This is a genomic window from Terrihabitans aquatilis (genome assembly GCF_052542005.1).
The window spans coordinates 770,073-792,537 of sequence record NZ_JBOCUO010000002.1; the positions used below are offsets into that span (position 1 = coordinate 770,073).

20 protein-coding genes are annotated in these 22,465 nt (G+C 64.4%); 16 read left to right on the forward strand and 4 right to left on the reverse strand.

Going from position 1 to position 22,465, the window contains the following annotated elements:
- The 7 genes from ACQ6S1_RS09810 (at position 1) to trmB (ending at position 6,680) form a co-directional block, all read left to right on the forward strand.
- Complete coding sequence (locus ACQ6S1_RS09810; RefSeq protein WP_445041262.1) at positions 1-1,020, forward strand: PhoH family protein; 1,020 nt, start codon at positions 1-3, stop codon at positions 1,018-1,020.
- Positions 1,017-1,517: an rRNA maturation RNase YbeY gene (ybeY, locus tag ACQ6S1_RS09815; protein WP_445040993.1), complete on the forward strand. Its 501-nt coding sequence runs from the start codon at positions 1,017-1,019 to the stop codon at positions 1,515-1,517. The genes ACQ6S1_RS09810 and ybeY overlap by 4 nt, the downstream gene beginning before the upstream one ends.
- An 18-nt stretch (positions 1,518-1,535) precedes the next feature.
- Entirely contained in the window at positions 1,536-2,564 is a 1,029-nt protein-coding gene (locus ACQ6S1_RS09820; RefSeq protein WP_445040994.1) for a transporter associated domain-containing protein, read from the forward strand.
- Positions 2,565-2,569: 5 nt separating this feature from the next.
- Complete coding sequence (gene lnt / locus ACQ6S1_RS09825) at positions 2,570-4,138, forward strand: apolipoprotein N-acyltransferase (protein ID WP_445040995.1); 1,569 nt, start codon at positions 2,570-2,572, stop codon at positions 4,136-4,138.
- A 146-nt stretch (positions 4,139-4,284) separates the two neighbouring features.
- The gene (locus ACQ6S1_RS09830; RefSeq protein WP_445040996.1) at positions 4,285-4,692 is read left to right on the forward strand and encodes a helix-turn-helix domain-containing protein; all 408 of its coding nucleotides are present in this window, start codon (positions 4,285-4,287) and stop codon (positions 4,690-4,692) included.
- Positions 4,693-4,780: 88 nt separating this feature from the next.
- Positions 4,781-5,959 carry a methionine adenosyltransferase gene (gene metK / locus ACQ6S1_RS09835; protein ID WP_445040997.1) on the forward strand — a complete coding sequence of 393 codons (1,179 nt, stop codon included), beginning with the start codon at positions 4,781-4,783 and terminating at the stop codon, positions 5,957-5,959.
- Positions 5,960-5,978: 19 nt separating this feature from the next.
- Positions 5,979-6,680 (forward strand): tRNA (guanosine(46)-N7)-methyltransferase TrmB, encoded by a 702-nt coding sequence (trmB, locus tag ACQ6S1_RS09840; protein ID WP_445040998.1) that lies wholly within the window; start codon positions 5,979-5,981, stop codon positions 6,678-6,680.
- Between the two features lie 33 nt (positions 6,681-6,713).
- Here trmB and ACQ6S1_RS09845 read toward each other — a convergent pair whose 3' ends face one another.
- A complete protein-coding gene (locus ACQ6S1_RS09845; protein ID WP_445040999.1) occupies positions 6,714-7,487 on the reverse strand; it encodes a methyltransferase domain-containing protein in 774 nt (257 codons plus the stop codon).
- Positions 7,488-7,685: 198 nt separating this feature from the next.
- On the opposite strand from ACQ6S1_RS09845, the gene ACQ6S1_RS09850 reads away from it, so the two are divergent.
- Positions 7,686-8,951: an oligosaccharide flippase family protein gene (locus tag ACQ6S1_RS09850; RefSeq protein WP_445041000.1), complete on the forward strand. Its 1,266-nt coding sequence runs from the start codon at positions 7,686-7,688 to the stop codon at positions 8,949-8,951.
- Here the strand turns inward: ACQ6S1_RS09850 and ACQ6S1_RS09855 are convergent.
- Both ACQ6S1_RS09855 and ACQ6S1_RS09860 read right to left on the reverse strand, forming a co-directional pair.
- On the reverse strand, positions 8,948-9,871 hold the full coding sequence (locus ACQ6S1_RS09855) for a DMT family transporter (protein ID WP_445041001.1): 924 nt from the start codon (positions 9,869-9,871) through the stop codon (positions 8,948-8,950). The two genes, ACQ6S1_RS09850 and ACQ6S1_RS09855, sit on opposite strands and share 4 nt — an antisense overlap.
- Positions 9,872-9,957: 86 nt before the next feature.
- Positions 9,958-10,644: a superoxide dismutase gene (locus tag ACQ6S1_RS09860; RefSeq protein ID WP_445041002.1), complete on the reverse strand. Its 687-nt coding sequence runs from the start codon at positions 10,642-10,644 to the stop codon at positions 9,958-9,960.
- 183 nt (positions 10,645-10,827) lie between these two features.
- On the opposite strand from ACQ6S1_RS09860, the gene rimP reads away from it, so the two are divergent.
- The 8 genes from rimP (at position 10,828) to pnp (ending at position 20,863) form a co-directional block, all read left to right on the forward strand.
- Positions 10,828-11,484, forward strand: coding sequence for a ribosome maturation factor RimP (gene rimP / locus ACQ6S1_RS09865; RefSeq protein WP_445041003.1), 657 nt, complete (start codon positions 10,828-10,830; stop codon positions 11,482-11,484).
- Positions 11,485-11,489: 5 nt separating this feature from the next.
- A complete protein-coding gene (gene nusA, locus ACQ6S1_RS09870) occupies positions 11,490-13,088 on the forward strand; it encodes a transcription termination factor NusA (protein ID WP_445041004.1) in 1,599 nt (532 codons plus the stop codon).
- Complete coding sequence (locus tag ACQ6S1_RS09875; protein WP_445041263.1) at positions 13,085-13,765, forward strand: RNA-binding protein; 681 nt, start codon at positions 13,085-13,087, stop codon at positions 13,763-13,765. Before nusA ends, ACQ6S1_RS09875 begins: the two co-directional genes overlap by 4 nt.
- Positions 13,762-16,686: a translation initiation factor IF-2 gene (infB, locus tag ACQ6S1_RS09880; protein ID WP_445041005.1), complete on the forward strand. Its 2,925-nt coding sequence runs from the start codon at positions 13,762-13,764 to the stop codon at positions 16,684-16,686. The genes ACQ6S1_RS09875 and infB overlap by 4 nt, the downstream gene beginning before the upstream one ends.
- Positions 16,687-16,837: 151 nt before the next feature.
- Positions 16,838-17,266: a 30S ribosome-binding factor RbfA gene (rbfA, locus tag ACQ6S1_RS09885; protein ID WP_445041006.1), complete on the forward strand. Its 429-nt coding sequence runs from the start codon at positions 16,838-16,840 to the stop codon at positions 17,264-17,266.
- A complete protein-coding gene (gene truB / locus ACQ6S1_RS09890; RefSeq protein ID WP_445041007.1) occupies positions 17,266-18,207 on the forward strand; it encodes a tRNA pseudouridine(55) synthase TruB in 942 nt (313 codons plus the stop codon). The genes rbfA and truB overlap by 1 nt, the downstream gene beginning before the upstream one ends.
- A gap of 29 nt (positions 18,208-18,236) precedes the next feature.
- The gene (gene rpsO, locus ACQ6S1_RS09895; RefSeq protein ID WP_445041008.1) at positions 18,237-18,506 is read left to right on the forward strand and encodes a 30S ribosomal protein S15; all 270 of its coding nucleotides are present in this window, start codon (positions 18,237-18,239) and stop codon (positions 18,504-18,506) included.
- A gap of 209 nt (positions 18,507-18,715) precedes the next feature.
- On the forward strand, positions 18,716-20,863 hold the full coding sequence (pnp, locus tag ACQ6S1_RS09900) for a polyribonucleotide nucleotidyltransferase (protein WP_445041009.1): 2,148 nt from the start codon (positions 18,716-18,718) through the stop codon (positions 20,861-20,863).
- Positions 20,864-20,936: 73 nt separating this feature from the next.
- Here pnp and ACQ6S1_RS09905 read toward each other — a convergent pair whose 3' ends face one another.
- Entirely contained in the window at positions 20,937-22,400 is a 1,464-nt protein-coding gene (locus ACQ6S1_RS09905) for a PepSY-associated TM helix domain-containing protein (protein WP_445041010.1), read from the reverse strand.
- Positions 22,401-22,465 lie beyond the last annotated feature (65 nt).

Below are 22,465 nucleotides of genomic sequence, written 5' to 3' on the forward strand. Positions count from 1 at the left end.
CTGCCTGCCTCGCCGGCCGCGCCCGCCCAGGGCGCAAGCAACGAAATCGTCCTCAGCTATGAGGACAATCGCATCGCCAGCGGCGTCTTCGGCAGCCACGATCAGAACCTCGCCTTCATCGAGCGGCGCCTCGGCGTCGAGGTCACGCCCCGCGGCAATCATCTCGCCCTTCGCGGTCCTGTCGGCGCCATCGAGCAGGCGCGCCGCGTTCTCGATGGATTGGCGGCGCGGGTCAAGCGCGGCGAGCATGTCGCGCTTGGCGATGTCGAGGGCGTGATCCGCATGACGGCCTCCCAGGGCACGCTCTTCCCCGGTGATGATTCCACGCGCCCGCTGATGGCGCAGCTGTCCACACGCAAGAAGACGGTGACGGCGCGCACGCCCGCGCAGGACGCCTATATCCGCGCGCTGGGCCGCAACGAACTCGTGTTCGGAGTGGGCCCGGCCGGTACCGGCAAGACCTATCTTGCGGTTGCCCATGCGGTGGTGCTGCTGGAGCGCGGCGAGGTCGATCGCATCGTACTGTCACGTCCGGCGGTTGAGGCCGGCGAGCGGCTCGGCTTCCTGCCCGGCGACATGCGCGAGAAGGTCGATCCCTATCTGCGCCCTCTGTACGACGCGCTCTACGACATGATGCCCGCCGAACGCGTCGAGCGCGGCCTTCAGGCCGGCATCATCGAGATCGCACCGCTGGCCTTCATGCGCGGCCGGACGCTTTCCAACGCGGCCATCATTCTGGACGAAGCCCAGAATTCCACCTCGATGCAGATGAAGATGTTCCTGACCCGGCTGGGCGAACATTCGCGCATGATCGTGTGCGGAGACGTCACCCAGATCGACCTGCCGACCGGCCAGAAATCCGGTCTGTCTGAGGCCGTGCGCCTCTTGGGCGACGTCGAGAGCGTCCATGTCGCCCGCTTCGGCCAGGAAGACGTGGTGCGTCATGAGCTGGTCGGCCGCATCGTACGTGCCTACGAGGCGGCGGACGAAGCTGCCAGCCTCCCAGCGGACCGGCGATGAACGGCGTCGGACCACGGCCGATCGTCGACGTCGCGGCGGAAAGCGACCTGTGGTCGGCCCATTCCGAGAGTGTCAAAATTGCCGAGCGGGCGGTGTTTGCGGCCATGGAGGCAGCGGGCCTGCAATGCCAGAAGAACGCCGAATTGTCGGTCGTGCTGGCCGATGACGCCCGCGTTCGCGAGCTGAACCGCGATTGGCGGGGCAAGGACAGTGCGACCAACGTGCTGTCGTTCCCCGGAGCCGAGGACGAGGAGATCGAGGAGGCCACCCTCTTGGGCGATGTCATCCTCGCTTATGAGACCGTGGCGCGCGAGGCGGCTGACGAAGGCAAGGCCTTCGCCGACCATCTGGCGCATCTCGTCGTCCACGGCACGCTCCATCTGTTCGGCTTCGACCATTTGACCGACGATGAGGCCGAGGAGATGGAGGACACCGAGCGTGCCGCCCTGTCCCTCCTCGGCATCGCAGATCCCTACAGCGAGACGTCGCCCGCCTGAGCGGCCGACGAGGAGACAATGACAGCCTCTTCCGACGATTCCAGTAGAACCAGCGATCACCTTCCGGTGGTCGTGCCGCCTTCCGAGCCGGTCTCCGAGCAACGCTGGACGAGCCTTCTGAAGCGCCTGTTGCGCATGAAGCCCGCGACATCCCTGCGCCACGAGATCGAAGACGCGCTGGCCTCCGACGACACGCTGCTGCCGGACTTCTCGACCGCTGAGCGGGCGATGCTGAAGAATCTCCTCGGATTGCGCGAGAGGCGCATCCACGACGTGATGGTGCCTCGGCCGGACATCGTGGCGGTGTCGATCGACATCACCCTCGCCGAACTTCTGATGCGATTCGAGGAGGCCGAGCATTCCCGCCTTCCGGTCTTCGGCGAGAGCATCGATGATCTGCGGGGCATGGTCCACATCAAGGACGTGCTGCGCTATGTCGCCACGCGCGGACGCACCAGCGCCGGCGTTGATCTGACCCGGGCGGATCTGTCCGTGTCGCTGGGCCAAGCCAATCTGCTGCGCAACGTGCTCTATGTGCCGCCGTTCACCGCCGCCAGCAATCTGCTGGCCAAGATGCAGGCGACGCGCACCCATATGGCGCTGGTGATCGACGAATATGGCGGGACCGACGGTCTCGTCACCATCGAGGACCTGATCGAGATCGTCGTCGGCGAGATCGAGGACGAGCACGACGAGATCGAGGGGCCAATGATCCAGAAGGCCCGGGACGGGTCGCTGATCGCCAACGCCCGCACGCCCATCGAGCAATTGATCGAGCGCATGGGCAACGACCCGGATCTGATCGAGCTCGGCGAGGAGGTCGACACCGTGGGCGGCCTCATCGTCACTCTTGCAGGCCGCGTTCCGGCGCGCAGCGAGATCATTTCCGGCCCGAGCGACATCGAGTTCGAGGTGCTGGAAGCAGATCCCCGTCGCGTGAAGCGGGTGCGCGTGCGGCGCAGGAAGCCCGAGGAGGGGCTTCCGGCGGAGGACACCGGGCCGACCATTCTTCTTCCGCCTCCGGTCACGGGCAAGCCGTCGGAGTAAACGCCTTGATTGCACTTCCGGTGCACAGGATCGTCCTGCTGGAGGGCGCTCGGCGCCTTGTGGCCGCAGCTCTAGCGGGGGCGGCCAGCGCGCTGGCGATGCCTCCATTTGGCATCTTTCCGGTCCTTGCCCTGACGTTCCCGGTCCTCGTATGGCTGCTCGACGGGGCGGGTCCCGGCCGAGCGGGATTTCGCGCGGCGGCGGGAACCGGATTCGCGTTTGGATTTGGCTATTTCCTCGCCGGTCTTTGGTGGATCGGTGCAGCGTTCCTTGTGGATGCGGAAAGCTTTGGCTGGTTGATGCCGTTTGCCGTGCTCGGCCTGCCGGCGCTTCTGGCCGTCTTTCCTGCGTTCGGCTGCGCCCTGGCCTGGCGATTGTGGAGTCCGGGATGGGGCCGGATCTGTGCTTTGGCGTTCGGGCTGGGCCTTTCGGAATTCCTGCGTGGACGTCTTTTGTCCGGCTTTCCCTGGAATGAATTCGGATACGCGCTGGCGGACAATTCCGTGCTGGGCCAAAGCGCGTCCATTCTCGGCGTCGATGGCCTTACCCCTCTGGCGATCCTGATCTTTGCGGCGCCGGCCGCGTTGGCGGATCCCGGACGCGGCAGATGGTGGCCGAGTGTTCTTGCCGTCGGCGCGCTCGCCCTCCTCACAGGATTCGGCGCATGGCGGCTGGCTGCCTCGCCGACGCTCGAGACGGAAACGAATGTCCGAATCATGCAGCCCGTCGTTCAGCAGGACGACAAGTTCCGGGCATCGGCGGGCCCGGCCACCTTGGCGCGTTATCTCGCCCTCTCGGTAGGCTCCGGTGGACCGGAGCCGCGCGGTCTCGACGAAATCGACCTGTTGATCTGGCCGGAATCCGCATTCCCTTTCCTGTTGGCGCGCACGCCGGAGGCCCTGGCGGAAATCGGCGCGCTGCTTCCCGACCGAACGATTCTCCTGACCGGTGCCGCGCGCATGGAAGAAGACGGCGACGGCAGGCGCCTGTTCTTCAATTCGATCCACGCGCTTGCCGGCGACGGCTCGATCATCGCTACCTACGACAAGGTGCACCTCGTCCCGTTCGGTGAATATCTTCCGTTTCAGGACGCGCTCGAATCCCTTGGGCTGCGTCAGCTCACCCGCCTGCCGGGAGGCTTTACGCCTGGCCAGACACCGCGCCATCTCATGCTGCCAGGAGGGCAGATCATTGCTCCGTTGATCTGCTACGAGGCGATCTTTTCCACCGGAACAATTGACCCGGATCAACGGCCTGGCGTTCTGGTTAATGTGACAAATGACGGCTGGTTCGGGATCACGCCCGGACCATACCAGCATCTCGCGCAGGCCCGCGTTCGCGCGATCGAGCAGGGATTGCCGCTTCTGCGCGCAGCCAATACCGGGATATCTGCGGTTATCGATCCATTGGGACGAAGGACTGCGAGCCTTCCTCTTGGGATTGCTGGGGTTTTGGACGCGAAAATCCCTGCAGCGCTGGCTCCGACCCCCTTCGCCAGATTTGGGCTCTGGGCGGCTGTTCTCGTCTACATTGCTACTATTGTCGGGGCTCTAGTAGGCCGTGTACGGGTTTGACTTTGCCAAACGCTGGAACCATTGTGCACGCCCTGAGATGTCCACGAGGCCAAGCCGCCGCTTCTCCCGCTCGGTTTGCCCTTAGCCATGCGTAAGCACGCCGAGCGTCGGTCCTGACAGCGGCCCGCGTGCTTGAGGAGCAATTGATGACCACGAAGGCACCCAATCCGATCGACAAGCACGTCGGAAGCCGGGTCCGCATGCGCCGCCTGCTGGTGGGCATGTCTCAGGAAAAGCTGGGTTCCGCCCTGGGCATCACGTTCCAGCAGATCCAGAAATACGAGAAGGGCACTAACCGCATCGGTGCGAGCCGGCTGCAGCAGATCGCCAGCCTGCTCGGTGTTCAGGTGTCCTATTTCTTCGAGGATGCGGCGGGCGAGAGCATCGATGATGGTCTGGGTGAGCCCAAGGCCAATGATTACGTCGCGGAATTTCTGGCGACGTCCGATGGTCTCCAGCTCACGAAATCCTTCATGAAGGTTTCGGACCCCAAAGTACGTCGTCGCATTGTGGATCTGGTGACCGCGCTCGCAACGGAACAGTCGACCAACTAGGGTTGCGCTCCGTATTGACGGCGGCCACACTGGCTGCGAGAACCCCGGCTCAAATCCTTGCGCCGTCTATTCTGCCGGAGCCTCCATCGTGCGCCGTTCCTCCTATCTCTTCACCAGTGAATCCGTGTCGGAAGGGCATCCCGACAAGGTCTGCGATCGCATCTCGGATACGGTTCTGGACGCCTATCTCGCGGCTTTCCCCGAATCGCGGGTGGGTTGTGAGACGTTCGCCACCACCAATCGTGTGGTTATCGGCGGCGAAGTTCGTGGTCCGGAAAGCGTAACGAAGGAACATCTGGTCGATCTGACCCGTGCCGCCATCAAGGACATCGGCTACGAGCAGGACGGGTTTCACTGGGAACACGCGCAGATCGACGTTCTGCTGCATGCTCAGTCGGCCCATATCGCTCAGGGCGTCGATGCCGCCGGCAACAAGGACGAAGGCGCCGGCGATCAAGGCATTATGTTCGGCTATGCCTGCAGCGAGACGCCCGAGATGATGCCGGCTCCGCTGCATTATTCGCATCTCATCCTGCGCCGTCTCGCGGAAGCACGCCATGCGCGCCAGGGCGATGCTGCCAAGCTCGGTCCTGATGCCAAGAGCCAGGTCACGATCCGTTATGAGGACGGTAAGCCGGTTGGCGTCACCTCCATCGTGCTGTCAACGCAGCATCTCGACGAGAGCCTGAGCTCCGGCGATGTCCGCGCGATCGTGGAGCCTTACATTCGCGGCGCTCTGCCGGAAGGCTGGATCGGTGATGCCACCGAGTGGCACGTGAATCCCACGGGCAAGTTCGTCATCGGCGGCCCGGACGGTGATGCCGGTCTCACCGGCCGCAAGATCATCGTCGACACTTATGGCGGTGCGGCTCCACATGGTGGCGGCGCCTTCTCGGGCAAGGATCCCACCAAGGTTGACCGCTCGGCAGCCTATGCCGCGCGCTACCTCGCCAAGAATGTTGTGGCGGCCGGTCTCGCCGAGCGCGCCACGATCCAGCTCGCCTACGCAATCGGCGTGTCGAAGCCCTTGTCCATCTACGCCGACCTTCACGGAACGGGACAGGTGGATGAGGCGGCGCTCGAACGCGCGCTGGGTGAGGTCATGGACCTGTCGCCGCGCGGCATCCGCCAGCATCTGCAGCTCAACAAGCCGATCTATGCGCGCACCGCCGCCTATGGCCATTTCGGCCGCGAGCCGGATGCCGAGGGTGGCTTCTCCTGGGAAAAGACGGATCTCGCCGACGCCCTGAAGTCGGCCATCCGCTGAGGCCTCGCTGGAGGATCTGATGCCCGACGCATCCGACGCCGCGATCGGGCGAGGGGCTCTTCATGGCCGGCGCAAGGGTAAGCCCCTGCGTGCCGGGCAGAGCGAGCGTGTAGCCAATCTCCTTCCGCGTCTGCGGATCGATCTGTCTCAGCCCGCTCCGGACGATCTTAACACGTTGTTCGAGGCGTCCGTTTCAGACGTGCGTCTCGAAATCGGTTTCGGTGGGGGCGAGCATCTCCTGTCCGAGGCGGCGGCACATCCGGAGACGGGCTTTATCGGGGTGGAGCCGTTCCTCAATGGCATGGCCAAGGCTCTTGGCGGCGTTGAGCAGGACGGTCTGCGCAATGTGCGGCTGTTCGATAACGACGCGGCATTGTTGCTCGACTGGCTGCCCCCGGCCAGTCTTGTCCGGGTCGACCTGCTCTATCCCGACCCGTGGCCGAAGATCCGGCATTGGAAGCGCCGCTTTGTTTCGGACGCGAACGTCGGACGCATCGCTCGCGCCCTGAAGCCGGGGGGTGAGTTCCGTTTCGCGAGCGACATCGACACCTATGTGACATGGACGCTGGAACATCTGCGCCGCTCTACCGATTTCGAGTGGACGGCGGAGCGGGCCGATGAATGGCGCAAGCCCTGGGCCGGTTGGCCCGGCACGCGCTATGAGGCCAAGGCCCTGCGCGAAAACCGGCCCCCAGCCTATCTGATCTTCCGTCGACGTTGAACCGCGGTGCCGGCCCCGAGAGGTCAGCCCCGCTCAAGTTTTCCTGAGACAGAAGTGAATGTTGAGGCCTTCTGCGCAGAGATATTGAAGTTTCAGGCCGAATTCGGCTTCCGAGAACTTGATGATCTCGGCTGAATTGACGATGTCGAACGTGTGGAAATGGTGGATACCGCTGTTTTCTGCCAGGAGCTCCGCCGCATATTCCGGGCCGCGGCCGACATAAAGCGGATGATCAACGGTATTCTCGGCCACATCGCGCGCTTCCTCCAGCGTGTATTCGAAAATGCCGTTTCGATATTTGTCGATCAGAATCGTTACGGGTGTCGTTGCGCGCTTCCGGTCGTAGGTCTCGTCCTTGTTCGGAATAATCGTATAGATGCAACCACCCTGTCGGATGACACGCGAATATTCCGAGAGAGCGAAGATCGGGTTTGGGCTGTGCTCCAGCGAATGCGATGAATACACGAAGTCGAGGGTACTATCCTCAATTGATGGAAGGTCGTATTTCGGTGGTCTTATGATGATGTCGGGCTTTACCAATTGTTCGTGGTAAAGGTTCTCGATGGGAATAGCCGAGAGCACACCCCTCATCTGCACCTCGTCCATCACGTCCGCGTAGCGCATCTTCGCGTTCGTAAAACGAAACGGGCAGGAAAGAGCTCCGACCTCCAGGCCATGACCGGAACAGTAAAAATCAGCCTTGTTGTGCGCATTTACGACACGATGCACGCCCTTCAGCAGCAAAAGCGCTGATGGCGTTAGCATTGTTCGGATGCGGGGGGCTTGGCTGCGCAAAACGCTAAGCATAAACGGCCCTCCGACTTCATCGGAATACTGATCGATAAAGTTAAGCGTACTTTTTTAGGAATGCAACCGCAGTTTGCAGGTAGCTCCCAAAAGGAAAGATGGCATAGTCGTGGACGCCGAAGAGGCGGCAGCTCCCATTTGAGGGCAACGCCGAATACTTATCGGCGACATGACGATTCCGGAGCGGTTCGAGCATCGATGAGACAGCCGCGCAGCCTGCTTTCGAACATTATGGCGCTGGGCGTGCTTCAAATCTCGTCCTACGTCATCCCCGTTCTGATTGCGGCCTATAGCGCGCGTGTTCTGGGGGTGGAGACCTGGGGCCGGGTTGCGCTGGTGCAATTGGTGCTCGGCTATTTCAGCCTCGTGGTCAGCTGGGGCTTTTCATGGAGCGCCACGCGAAAGATCGCCGCCGCTCAGGACGATCCGGATGAGGTGTCCCGCATCGCCGCTGCGACGATCGCCTCGCAGGCGATCCTGGCCGTGTTGATGATTGCGCTCATCCTGGCGCTGGTGCTGACGCTGCCGTTTTTTGAGACTAACGCGGAGCTCTATCTGTTCGGCCTGGGCACCATCGCCGGCCAGGCCGTTTTTCCCACTTGGCTGCTCACGGGGCTGGAGCGGATGAAAGAGTTCTCCCTCATCCAGATCGCGTCGCGCATCCTCGCGCTGGTCCTGATCGTGCTTCTCGTGAAAAGCCCGGGTGATGCGGAATGGATGATCGGCTGCAACGCCGCTGCCACCATCCTCGCGGGCGCCGCCACCTTCGTCTGGCTGCACCGAAGCCGCCTGTTTGTCTGGACGTTCCCGAAATGGCGGGATGTGTGGGGTGAGTTGCGGGACGGCAGCACCATCTTCCTGTCGACCTCCGCCGTCGGCATGTACGTCAATCTCACGCCCATCATTCTCGGTACACTGGCGGGCCCTGCCGCGACGGGACATTTCGTTCTGGCAGACCGACTGCGCCTCGCTGCGCAATCGGTGCTGGCGCCGGTCTCCAACGCGCTGTTCCCGCGCCTGAGCCGGCTCGTCCGCACCGACGCGGCACACGCATCCTATCTCCTCAAGCGCTCGGCGCTGGTCATCATCGGCGCCTCCGTTCTGATCGGGATCACGCTCTTCGTCGGGGCTGACCATTTCGTCCGGATCGTCGGCGGGCCGGATTTCGCGGCCTCAGGGGAGGTGCTTCGCTATCTTGCCTTGCTTCCCGTCATCATGTCCTTTTCCACCTTCATCGGGCTGCAGATCATCCTGCCGAACGGGCGCAACAGGGCATTCAACATCATCCTCGTCACGGCAGGCATGCTGAGCCTTCTCCTCGTCATCCCGCTTGTCCGCTGGAAGGGAGAGATCGGCGCGGCGATCACGCTGTGCATCGTCGAGGGTTATGTGTCGGTCGCGATGGCCGTCTATCTTCTGCGCAGCGGGTATTTTTCCGGCAGATGGGCCGTCACCGGGAATTAGAACGAAGTGTCAGATTTCTCGGGTCGGCGCCATTTGGGCCGCAATTCGCTCGCCAGCACGCCGGCCAATATCAATGCTGCGCCGAGCAGGGCCAAACTGGGCAGCCGCTCGCCCGCAATGCGGCCCACGATCCCGGCCCAGACCGGTTCACCTGCGTAGATCAGGGTCGCGCGGGTGGGCGATACCGAGCGCTGCGCCCAGTTCATCGCAAGCTGGATGCCCGCGCTTGCGGCGGCGAGACCCAGCGCACTGGCGGCAAGCTGCCAGGAGAATGCCGGCACGGCCTCCCCCGCGATCGGCATCAGGCCGAACGAGAGAAAGCCCGCCACGAGGAGCTGGATCGCCGTCACCCGGCGGCTGTCGACACGGCCGGCGTAGCGGCTGATCAGGATGATCTCCACCGCCACGGCCAGTGCACACAGGATCGTGGCGATCTCGCCTTGTGAGAAGCGCAGGGAGCCCGCGTCCTGTCCGGTCATCAACACAAGGCCCGTGAACGCCAGCGCGATTCCGGCCCAGCTCATGACATGGGGCGGGCGGCGCAGCGCGACCCATTGCAGCAGCGGCACCAAGGGCACGTAGAGCGCGGTGATGAACGCTGACGTACTGCTGGATATCGTCTGCAGTCCCCAGGTCTGCAGGAAATAGCCCAGGAACAGGCTCACGCCGATCACCACGCCGCCAACCAGTTCGACACGGGTCGTGCCGCGCAGCAGGCGGTGGAAGAGGGCGGCCAGGATCAATCCGGCAATCACGAAGCGCAGGCCGACGAAGAACAGCGGCCCCGACACCTCCATTGCTTTCTGGATGACGAGGAATGTCCCGCCCCACACCATGGTGATGAGGACGAGCACAAGTTCCTGACGGCTCAGGAGCGGGCGGCGCAGCGCGAATTTGCGAACGGGAAATGTGTGCGGCAAGGTCCTGCCGGTATATCAGGGGCGCGCTCCCCTGCAAGGTGGCAGGCGTCGGTCGGAGATGCCGCCGCCTGCCTTCGTGAAAAGGCTTACGCCATCCGTTCGGCGACGACGTCCCAATTCACGATATTGTCGAGCACGGCCTTCACATGTTCCGGCCGCCGGTTCTGGTAATCGAGATAATAGGCGTGCTCCCACACGTCGATGCCGAGGAGGGGTGTCTTCCCGCGCGCGAACGGGCTGTCACCGCCGGGTGTCCCGCTCAGGGTTAGCTTGCCATTGTCGTGGACAAGCCATGCCCAGCCGGACCCGAAGACGTCGCCGGCCGCGGCGGTGAACTTGGTCTTGAAGTCGTCGAGGCCGCCGAAATCGCGCTCGATCGCCTGAAGAAGCGTGCCCTGAGGGGCTTTCGCGCCTCCGGTCTTGAACTGCTCCCAATAGAAGATGTGATTCCAGGCCTGTCCGGCATTGTTGAAGATCTTGCGGTCGTCGTCCTTCTGCGCGCTGGCCTTCACCACTTCCTCAAGCGTCATATCGGCATAAGGTCGGTTGGGCACCAGATCGTTCAGCGCCTTGAAATAGGCGGCATGATGCTTGCCGTAGTGAAGGTTGACGGTCTGGGCGGAGATCGAGGGCGCCAGGGCGTCTTCGGCAAAGGGCAGTTTCGGCTGCTGGAACGGCGCTGCGGCGCGTGCGAGGCGTGGGGCCGCGAGGGGCATTGCGCTCAGGGCCAGGCCAGCGCTCGCGCCGGCGAGAAGCGTGCGTCTGCTGAACATGATGATCTCCCTTTGAGTGACGAACCTCTGTTCAAGGCCCAAACACCTGTCACGGCCGCGTGTTCCTTCACGAAGCCTTGCGCACAACCGGCATTTTCCTATATGACAACGGAAATCTCCTTCTCATGAAACGTTCATGAGGGTGGGTCCTGCCGGGACCCGCTCCAATATTCTTTGGGCCAGATGACCGATCAGGAACCCGCAATTGCCGACGATCGCCGTCTCATTCGTGAGACCGGAATTGCCGCGCGCGTGGCCGCCCTCATCGAGGCCACGCTGGGCGATCTCGGCTATCGGCTGGTGCGCGTCAAGGTAACGGCGCAGAACGGCTGCACCGTGCAGATCATGGCTGAAAAGCCGGATGGCACGATGAGTGTCGAGGATTGCGAGGCGGTCAGCCGCGCGGTGTCGCCCGTTCTCGATGTGGACGATCCTGTCGGTCGGGCCTATCATCTGGAAGTGTCCTCGCCGGGCATCGATCGTCCGCTGGCCCGGCTTGAGGATTTTACCCGGTGGTCCGGCCACGTCGCCAAGATCGAGATGGACGAGCCGATCGGGGGCCGCAAGAGGTTCCGCGGCGTCTTGCTCGGCCTCGATGGAGAGCAGGCGCGGTTGCAGCGCGATGACGCCCGCCCCGGTGAGGAGAGCGAAGTTCGCCTTCCCATCGAGGGGATGACGGAGGCCCGTCTCGTCTTGACGGACGCGCTCATCGACGAGGCTCTGAAGCGCGGCAAGTTTGCTGAAGGTGCGCTGCGCGGGGATGCGCAGCCGGAAACCGAAACAGATTCCGGCGAGGAACCGGCCGCATCGCGGTCGCCACGCCACAAGGGACGGAGATAAGGGACATGGCCGTCAGCGCCAATCGTCTGGAGCTTTTGCAGATCGCCGACGCCGTCGCGCGAGAGAAGGTGATCGATCGCCAGATCGTTCTCGCCGCGATGGAGGATGCGATCGCGAAGGCCGGCCGCGCCCGCTACGGCGCCGAGACCGAGGTCCGCGCGGAAATCCATCCCAAGACCGGCGAGATCCGGCTGTCTCGGCTCCTTCTCGTTACCGATCAGGTGCAGAACACCTCGACCGACATCGCCATCGAGGATGCCCGCCGCCGTAACCCGGCTGCACAGGTCGGCGATTACATCTCCGAGACGCTGCCGCCTTTCGATTTCGGCCGCATCGCCGCCCAGTCCGCCAAGCAGGTCATCGTCCAGAAGGTACGTGAGGCCGAGCGCGAGCGGCAGTACATGGAATACCGCGACCGCATCGGCGACATCGTCAACGGTCTGGTGAAGCGCGTCGAATACGGCAACGTCATCGTCGATCTCGGCCGTGGCGAGGCCATCGTCCGGCGTGACGAATTGCTGGCTCGCGAGATGTTCCGTCCCGGCGATCGCATTCGCGCCTACGTGTACGATGTGCGCAGCGAGCCGCGCGGGCCGCAGATCTTCCTCAGCCGCACGCATCCGCAATTCATGGCGAAGCTGTTCGCGCAGGAAGTGCCCGAGATCTATGACGGCATCATCGAGGTGAAGGCGGTCGCCCGCGATCCCGGCTCCCGGGCCAAGATCGGCGTCATCTCGCGTGATTCCTCGATCGATCCGGTCGGTGCCTGCGTCGGCATGCGCGGCTCGCGCGTGCAGGCTGTGGTCAACGAGCTCGGCGGTGAGAAGATCGACATCATCCCGTGGTCGCCCGACGAAGCCACCTTCATCGTCAATGCGCTGCAGCCGGCGGAAGTGGTCAAGGTCGTGCTCGACGAGGAGTCCGGCAAGATCGAGGTGGTCGTTCCGGATGAGCAGCTGTCGCTGGCCATCGGTCGTCGCGGTCAGAATGTGCGCCTTGCCTCTCAGCTTACCGGCTGGGACATCGACATCATGACGGAGGCCGAGGAATCGGAGCGTCGTCAGAAGGAATTCAACGAGCGCACCCAGATGTTCATGGAAGCGCTCGATCTCGACGAGGTCGTGGGACAGCTTCTCGCGGCCGAGGGCTTTGCCTCCATCGAGGAGCTGGCCTATGTCGACCAGAGCGAAATCTCCTCGATCGAGGGCTTCGACGAGGACACGGCCGAAGAAATCCAGAACCGCGCCCGTGATCATCTGGCCCGTATCGAGGCCGAGCACGATTCGCGCCGCCTCGAACTGGGCGTGGCCGACGACCTTCGTGAGGTCGAGGGTGTGACGCTCGCCATGCTGGTTGCGTTCGGCGAGAACGACATCAAGAGCGTGGATGACCTTGCCGGCTGCGCCACCGACGATCTCGTCGGCTGGACCGAGCGGGCAAATGGAGAGAGCAAGCGCTTCCCCGGCGCGCTGGAAGGTTTCGAGGTCTCCCGTGAGGAGGCCGAGGCGATGATCATGGACGCCCGCCGCAAGGCCGGCTGGATCGATGAGGCCGACGAAGCCGAGAGCGAAGTCGAAGAAAGCGCTGAGGAGACGCAGGCCTGAGCGAAGATCGGGGCGAAGACGGCGCAGGTGATGATCGGCGTGCCCTGTCGAGGACCTGCGCGGCGACGCGGACGGTTCGGCCGGTCGACGCGCTCATCCGCTTCGTTCGGGCGCCCGACGGAACGGTCGTCCCGGATCTGAAGCGCAAGCTTCCGGGGCGGGGTGTTTGGGTGACGGCGAGCCGCGATGTGCTGGCGGAAGCGATCCGGCGGAAGGCGTTCAGCCGCGGCTTCAAAGGCCCGGTGACGGTTACGGATCTCCCGGAGGAGGTCGAAGGCCTTCTTCAGCGGACGGCGCTCGATATGCTGTCCATGGCCAACAAGGCAGGGCGCGTTGTGACGGGCTTTGCAAAAGTGGAGCAGGCGCTCGCGGGTGATGCCGTGGCCTTGGTCCACGCATCGGACGGCGGCGAGGACGGCAAGCGCAAGCTGGCCGCCGCAACACGCCGCCTTCGTGAAGGCAGGGACGTCCCGACGCGGGAAATATTCACGTCGGGCCAAATGGATTTGGCGCTCGGACGCCAGAATGTGATACATGCGGCGCTGCTCGCGGGCCCCGTGAGCAACGCCCTCCTCGCGCGGATCGACGATCTCGCGCGCTACAGGTCCGGCGCTGAACCATCCGCGCCGGTGCAGGATGACGAAACGGGGCAACCCGCAGGAACGGATAGTCGATGACGGATACGAAGAACCCGGGCGATAAAACTTTAGGCGTTGCTTCTGGAAAGACGCTGACGCTGAAGCGCCCGGTCGAGCAGGGAATGGTGCGCCAGAGTTTCAGTCATGGGCGGTCGAAGACCGTCGTGGTTGAGAAGGTGAAGCGGCGTGTTCTGGGGCCGGGTGCCGAAAGCGCCCAGGCGGCGCCACCTGCTGCTCCGGTTCCGCCGGCTCCCGCTGCTCCGGCGCCGCGTCCCGTCGCGGCCGCGCCGGCCGCCGCCCCCGTTCCTCCGCGTGCACCGGCTCCCGCCGCGCCTCCGGCCGCCCCGGTTGCGAAGGCTCCCGAGTCGGCTCCGGCTCCGGCTCCGGCTCCGGCTCCGTCCCCCGCGCCCCAGCCTGCGCCTGTTGCGCCCACGCCGGCTCCTGTGGCTCCCGCCCCGGCTGCTGAGGCTCCCAAGGCCGCAGCTCCGGCTCCTGCCCCCGCTCCAGCTGCTCCGAAGGCACCTCCGGCGCCCCCGGCCCGCCCTGCGGCTGCTGCCCCGGCGCAGGCTCCTGCCGGGCAGGCCCGTCCTCGCCCCGGCGCCCCCGCGGCCCAGGCCCCCCGCGGCAGTGCGCCCCGTCCGGGCGCGGCCCGTCCCGGCGCGCCACGCAATCCCGGCGTTGTCCTGCGCACGCTGACCGAAGAGGAAAAGGAAGCCCGCGATCGCGCATTGGCCGATGCCAAGGCGCGTGAGGCGGATGACCGTCAGAAGGCCATCGCCGACGTCAAGCGTCGCGAGGAAGAGGATCGCCGTCGCGCCGCCGAGCGCGAGGCTGCAGAGGTTCGCAAGCGCGAGGAAGAAATTCGTCGCGCGGCCGAGGAAGAAGCACGCAAGAAGGCCGAGGCCGAAGCCGCCAAGCGCGGCGATGCCCCGCGTCCTGCCGGCGCACGGCCTCTCGGTGCGGATGATGAGGCGCCCAAGACCCTTGGGCTGCGCCGTCCCGGCATGCCGATGCGTCCCGCCGTTCCGCCGAAGCCCGAGCGCACGAAGGCCGGCCAGGAGAAGCAGCGCGGCCGACTGACGTTGAGCACGGCGTTCGAGACCGAGGAGGAGCGCGCGCGTTCCGTCGCGGCCTTCCGCCGCCGCGTGCAGCGCATGACGGGCAAGATTCAGGCCGAGCCGAAGGAAAAGCTTCAGCGTGAAGTCGTCATTCCCGAGATCATCACGATCCAGGAACTGGCCAACCGCATGGCCGAGCGTGCCGTCGATGTTGTGCGCCTGCTGATGAAGCAGGGCATCATGAAGCGTCCGGACGACGTGATCGATTCCGATACCGCGCAGCTGGTCGCCGAAGAGCTCGGCCATTCCGTGCGTCGCGTCGCTGAGTCGGACGTCGAGGAAGGCCTCTTCGACACCGTGGACGACGAGGGCACGCAGACCACACGTCCTCCGGTGGTCACCATCATGGGTCACGTCGATCACGGCAAGACGTCGCTGCTCGATGCGCTGCGCCACACCAACGTGGTCTCCGGCGAAGCCGGCGGCATCACGCAGCACATCGGCGCCTACCAGGTCACCTCGCCGCTTGGCGGCCTGATCACCTTCATCGATACGCCGGGCCACGCCGCCTTCACCTCCATGCGTCAGCGTGGAGCGCAGGCGACCGACCTCGTGGTTCTCGTTGTTGCCGCCGATGACGGCGTCATGCCGCAGACGGTGGAGGCCATCAGCCACGCCAAGGCGGCGGGCGTCCCGATCATCGTGGCGATCAACAAGATCGACAAGCCGGGCGCGAAGCCCGAGCGCGTGCGCAGCGAATTGCTGCAGCACGAGATCCAGGTCGAAACGCTGGGCGGTGACATCCTCGAGGTCGAGGTCTCGGCACTCAAGAAGCTCAATCTCGACAAGCTGCTGGAGGCCATCCAGTTGCAGGCGGAACTGCTCGACCTGAAGGCCAATCCGGATCGTCCGGCCGAGGGCATCGTCATCGAGGCGAAGCTCGACAAGGGCCGTGGCCCCGTGGCGACCGTTTTGGTTCAGCGCGGCACCCTGCGCACCGGCGATATCGTGGTTGCGGGCTCGGCTTGGGGCCGCGTCCGTGCGCTGGTCAACGATCAGGCCAAGCCCGTAAAGGACGCGCCGCCGTCGCTGCCGGTGGAAGTCCTGGGCTTCTCCAGCACGCCGGAGGCCGGCGACAGGCTGGCCGTCGTCGAGAACGAAGCCCGCGCGCGTGAAGTCACCGAATATCGTGAGCGCGTGCGCCGCGACAAGCAGGCCGCGACGAGCGGTCGGGCCGTCGGGGGCTCTATCGAGCAGATGATGTCGCAGCTGAAAAGCTCGGCGGGTCGTCAGGAATTCCCGCTGGTCATCAAGGGTGACGTGCAGGGTTCGGTCGAGGCCATTGTCCAGGCGCTCGAAAAGCTCGGCAACGACGAGGTCCAGGCCCGCGTTCTGCATGCGGGTGTCGGCGGCATCACCGAAAGCGACATCACGCTGGCGGGTGCATCGGGTGCGGCCGTGCTGGGCTTCAACGTCCGTGCGCTCAAGGAGGCCCGCGATGCCTCCGACCGGCAGGGCGTCGAAGTGCGGTATTACAACATCATCTACGATCTCGTGGACGATATCCGCAACGCGATGTCGGGCCTTCTGGCTCCGGAGCGCCGCGAGGAATTCCTCGGCAATGCCCAGATCCTGGAGGTGTTCAACATCTCCAAGGTCGGCAAGGTCGCGGGTTGCCGCGTCACCGAAGGGCATGTCGAGCGCGGGGCTGGCGTGCGCCTCATCCGCGACAACGTCGTGGTCCACGAAGGCAAGCTGTCGACGCTCAAGCGCTTCAAGGACGAGGTCAAGGAAGTTCAGGTCGGCCAGGAATGCGGCATGGCCTTCGAGAACTACCAGGACATGCGTGCTGGCGACATCATCGAGTGCTACCGCGTGACCGAGGTCAGCCGCTCGCTCTGACGTCCGAACTTTGTGAAGCGCTCCGCCTCTCAACCGGGTGGGGCGCTTTGCATTCGTCATCCCCGCGTTGGAACAGGCGCGGCGCGATTAGGTTTTTTGAGAAGGCGCGGTCCAAATCCGCCCTCCGGCAAAAACGATTGGGTTCAAGATTATGGCGAAGGCCAAGACGGGGGGCGGCGCAGGTCCGTCCCAGCGGCAATTGCGTGTGGGCGAAGTGATCCGCCATGCGCTCGCCGAGATTTTACAGCGCGGCGATGTTCCGGATCCGGTCCTGGAGCGGTCGGTCATCACCGTCCCCGAAGTGCGCATGTCGCCCGACCTGAAGCTCGCCACGGCCTATGTGATGCCGCTTGGCGGCAAGGACGTCGCGGGAGTGATCTCCGCGCTCGATCGAAACAAGAAGTTCCTGCGCGGTGAGCTCGGTCACAAGATCGAACTGCGGTCCGTGCCGGATCTCCGCTTTCGCGAAGACACCAGCTTCGATATCGGCGAGCGCATGGACGCCCTGCTCGACCGCCCCGAGGTCCGGCGCGATGTGGATTCCGGCCATCAGGACGATGGTCAGGGAGATGAGGATTGATGGACGCGCCCAAGCCCCAGCAATTTCGCTCCAAGAAAATCGATGTTCACGGCTGGCTGATCCTCGACAAGCCCAGCGGCATGACGTCGACGCATGCGCTGGCCAAGGTAAAACGCGCGTTCGGGGCCAAGAAGGCCGGGCATGCCGGCACGCTCGATCCGCTGGCCACCGGATGCCTGCCCATCGCCTTCGGTGAAGCCACCAAGACCGTGCCTTTCGCCATGGATGGCCGCAAGGTCTATCGTTTCACGGTGCGTTGGGGCGTCGAGACCGCCACGGATGATTCTGAGGGCCCCGTGACGGCGACATCGGATCGCCGCCCTGACCGTCAGGAGATCCTGGCCCTGTTGCCCGACTTCACCGGCACGATCGAGCAGGTGCCGCCAAGCTTCTCCGCCATCAAGGTGGCGGGCGAGCGGGCCTACGATCTCGCACGGGATGGCGAGGAGCTTGATCTCGCCTCGCGCGCCATCGAGATCCATTCCCTGGTTCTCGTCGCCGACGATGCCGACAGCGCGACCTTCGAAGCCGAGACGGGCAAGGGCGCCTATGTCCGTGCGTTGGCCCGCGACATGGGAAGGAGGCTTGGCTGCCACGGCCACATCACGGCGCTGCGCCGGGTCAGTGTCGGCCCCTTCGGCGAACACACCCTGATTTCACTGGACGAGATTGACCGCTTGCGCTTATGTGCGCCTGATGAGGGCAACCTCGCCGATCATCTTCTCCCCGTCGAGACCGCGCTGGACGACATCCCGGCGTTGGCCGTGAACGGGGCGGATGCGGCCCGCCTCCGCAGGGGGCAGGCCATTTTGTTGCGCGGACGTGATGCTCCGCTGCTCCACGGCACCTGCTATGTCACCGCTCAGGGTGTCCTGGTCGCGCTGGCGGAAGCCGAGGGCGGCGAGATCCATCCGAAACGCGTGTTTCAATTGCCCGGTTGATCTGGGCCCGGATCAGAAAAGGATACCCGATGTCGATTACCGCCGAACGCAAGAACGAACTCGTCAAGGAATACGCGACCAAGGAAGGCGACACCGGCTCTCCGGAAGTTCAGGTCGCGATCCTGACCGAGCGTATCACCAACCTGACCGAGCACTTCAAGAGCCACGCCAAGGACAACCATTCCCGTCGCGGCCTGCTCAAGATGGTCAGCCAGCGCCGCAGCCTGCTCGACTATGTGAAGTCGAAGGATCAGGCGCGCTATCAGGACCTCATCAAGCGGCTCGGTATTCGCCGCTGACACCACGCGGCGCGCTTCGGCGCGCCGCTGTTTTTCGGCCGCGTCGTCATGGGGATGACGCAGCCTCTCAGGCAGGGTGCCCAAACGCCAGGGCAGGATTGCCAGGGATTTGCTTCCATCCCTCCGGGACGGAACGTCCATCACCGGAAGAATCCCTCGTCGTTCTGCTCGTGGCCCGGCGCTCTGCCGCAGACCAAGAGAAGATTTACATGTTCGATATCCAACGCGAAGTCATTGAATGGGGCGGTCAGACGCTCGTGCTCGAAACCGGCCGTGTCGCCCGTCAGGCTGACGCCGCTGTGTGGGCCTCTTATGGCGACACCACCGTCCTCGCCACGGTCGTTGCCGCCAAGGCGCCGAAGCCCGGCGTTGATTTCATGCCGCTCACGGTCAATTATCAGGAGCGCTTCTACGCAGCCGGCCGCATTCCGGGCGGCTTCTTCAAGCGCGAAGGCCGGCCGACCGAGAAGGAGACGCTCGTCTCCCGCCTGATCGACCGCCCGATCCGCCCCCTCTTCGTCAATGGCTGGCGCAACGACACCCAGGTCGTCGTGACCGTGCTGAGCCACGACCTCGAGAACGATCCGGACGTGCTGTCCATGGTGGCAGCGTCCGCCGCCCTCACCTTGTCGGGTGTGCCGTTCATGGGCCCGATCGGCGGCGCGCGCGTCGGCTACATCGACGGTGAGTACGTGCTGAACCCCTCCGTAGACCGCATCAAGGAGAGCGATCTCGATCTCGTTGTGGCCGGCACGCAGGACGCGGTGCTGATGGTGGAATCCGAAGCCAAGGAGCTCTCGGAAGAGACCATGCTCGGCGCGGTGATGTTCGGCCATCGCGGCTTCCAGCCCGTCATCGACGCCATCATCCGCCTCGCGGAGAAAGCGGCCAAGGAGCCGCGCGACATGGCCACGATCGATGACAGCGTGCTCGAGGCCCGCATCCGCGAGATCGCAGAAACCGATCTGCGCGATGCCTACAAGATCAGCCGCAAGCAGGACCGCTACGCCCGCGTCGGCGAGATCCGCAAGGCCGTTGTCGCGGCTCTCTGCCCCGAGGGTGACGAGACCGCACCGACCGCCACCAAGGTCGGCTCGGTGTTCCACGATCTTGAAGCCAAGATCGTGCGCCTCAACATCCTCGACGAAGGCATCCGCATCGACGGGCGCGACGTGAAGACCGTGCGTCCGATCCTGTCCGAAGTCGGCGTTCTGCCGCGCACCCATGGCTCGGCGCTGTTCACCCGCGGTGAGACGCAGGGCCTCGTGGTCGCCACGCTCGGCACCGGCGAGGATGAGCAGTTCATCGACGCGCTGGAGGGTACCTACAAGGAATCCTTCATGCTGCACTACAACTTCCCCCCCTATTCGGTGGGTGAGACGGGCCGCATGGGTTCCCCGGGCCGCCGCGAAATCGGCCACGGCAAGCTGGCATGGCGCGCCATCCATCCGATGCTGCCCCCGAACCATGAATTCCCGTACACGCTGCGCGTTGTCTCGGAGATCACGGAGTCGAACGGTTCCTCCTCGATGGCCACCGTTTGCGGCACCTCTCTGGCGGCCATGGATGCGGGCGTTCCGCTGAAGCGCCCGGTCGCGGGCATCGCCATGGGCCTGATCCTCGAGGGTGAGCGCTTTGCGGTTCTCTCCGACATTCTGGGCGACGAGGATCACCTCGGCGACATGGACTTCAAGGTGGCCGGCACCACCGAGGGCATCACCGCCCTGCAGATGGACATCAAGATCGCCGGCATCACCGAGGAGATCATGAAGGTCGCTCTCGGCCAGGCGAAGGACGGTCGCGTCCACATCCTGAGCGAAATGGGCAAGGCGCTGACCGCGGCTCGTCCCGAACTCGGCGAGTTCGCACCGCGCATCGAAGTCATCAAGATCCCGGTCGACAAGATCCGTGACGTGATCGGTTCGGGCGGCAAGGTGATCCGTGAGATCGTCGAGAAGACGGGCGCCAAGATCAATGTCGAAGACGACGGCACGGTTAAGGTCGCCTCGTCCGATGGCAAGGCCATCAAGGCCGCGCTGAACTGGATCCACTCCATCGTCGCGGAGCCGGAAGTCGGCCAGATCTACGACGGCACGGTGGTAAAGGTGGTCGATTTCGGCGCCTTCGTGAACTTCTTCGGTTCGCGCGATGGTCTCGTCCACGTCTCCCAGATCGCGCAGCAGCGCATCGCCAAGGTCTCTGACGTCCTTAAGGAGGGCGACAAGGTCAAGGTGAAGCTGCTCGGCTTCGACGATCGCGGCAAGACCCGCCTGTCCATGAAGGTTGTCGACCAGGCGACCGGAGAGGACATCGAAAACAAGCCGCAGCCGGCCGCCGAGGCGGACGCAGGCGAGTAATCGTCGCGCATATCGCAGAAACAGAAAGGGCGGCCGAAAGGCCGCCCTTTTTCATTGTGCATGGAGCGACTGTTCAAAGATCGCCCTGCGCCGATGCGCGTGACGTTCTGTGGCGGCCATTCCATACCCAGCGTCCGATATCCAGAATGATGAACGCCGCGAGGCTTACGCCAAGCGCAGGCAGGGCCCAGCCCAGCAGGACGGCGAGCACCACCCACAGCACCTTTTGCGGCCCCGGGAGATACGTGAAGGTCTGCGTCAGCGGTACGCCAGCCGCCGGGCGACGGCGCCACCAGATCACGTAGCCAAGCACGCCTGTGATGACGAGGAACAACCCGATCGCCGCCACGACGATTTGATTGGCCAGCCCGAACAGGATCCCCATATGGGCCGCGATTCCCCATTGGATCAGCTTGCCGATCAGCGGGAAGTCCGCGAAATCGGCGCGGCTGCTCACCGTCATCGTGCGGGGATCGATCGCCAGCGTGTCGACTTGGCTTGGCCAGCTCCGGTCGTATTCGCGCACCGTCCAAGCCTGCCCGGGCTGGCGCGGTGGGCGGATCTCGATCATTGCGGAATCAAGTCCCGCATCCCGCGCGGCAGTAAGCACGGGGTCGACAAGCGCCGCCGCATCGCCATTGGCGGGCACCGGAGCGGCCGGGGCTGCGTGATGGGCGTGTTCCCCATGTTCCGCGTCCTCAGCGGGTGCCACAGGCAGAGTATGGTCGGCGTGTTCCGATGATTCTGTCGCTTCGGCTGGAACGGCTGGGGCGCCAGATGCATCGAGCGCAAGCGAAACGGCAGGCGTCACCCAGCCCAGAGCCTGTCGAACGACATCGATATTCCCGCCGGCCCAGCGCGACCAGGTCAGGCCGGTGACCGACAGAAAGAGAAGCCCGACCGAAAGCCACAGGCCGATCAGCGTGTGGAAGCGGCGAGCACCATCGCGGGGCTTCGTGTGCCGGCGCATCCACCACATCAGAACCCCACCTGCCGCGAGCACCCACAGCCAGGATGCGGCCAGTTCGCTGTAATTGCGGCCCAATGAGCCGAGCAGAAGATCCCGGTGCAGGTAATCGAGCGTCGTGCGCATCGGCAGTGAACCGGAGGTGCCGTAAGCAATGAGATCGCCCTGCACGCGCAATGTCGCAGGATCGACGAACACGGCATGGCTTTCCGATGGCTGGAGGCCTGGCTCGCTGAACAGGACACGCGTCGTGCGCCCCGGCCCGTCTGCCGGCCGAATGGCGAACAAGGTCGCCGATGAGCCGATATGGGCCTGGGCCGCTTCGACCTGTGCGGCAAGGGGGTGCGCCGTGCCGGTGCTCTCCGTGCGGAGATAGTCACGGTAGAGGACGTCCTCGACCTGGGGCGTGAGAACGTAAAGCGTGCCGCTGAGGGCCGCCACGATGAGAAATGGCCCGACAAAGAGGCCGATATAGAAATGGAGGCGGGTGACGAAGGCACGAAATTCCGGGCTCCAGCCGGACGCGCGCGAATTCGCCGACCGCGTCGGGGACGCGATATCGATGGTCATAATGAGCTTTCCTGAGCGTAACAAATGCGCAGCCCTCCGCTGGAAACGGATGGCTCGATCAGATT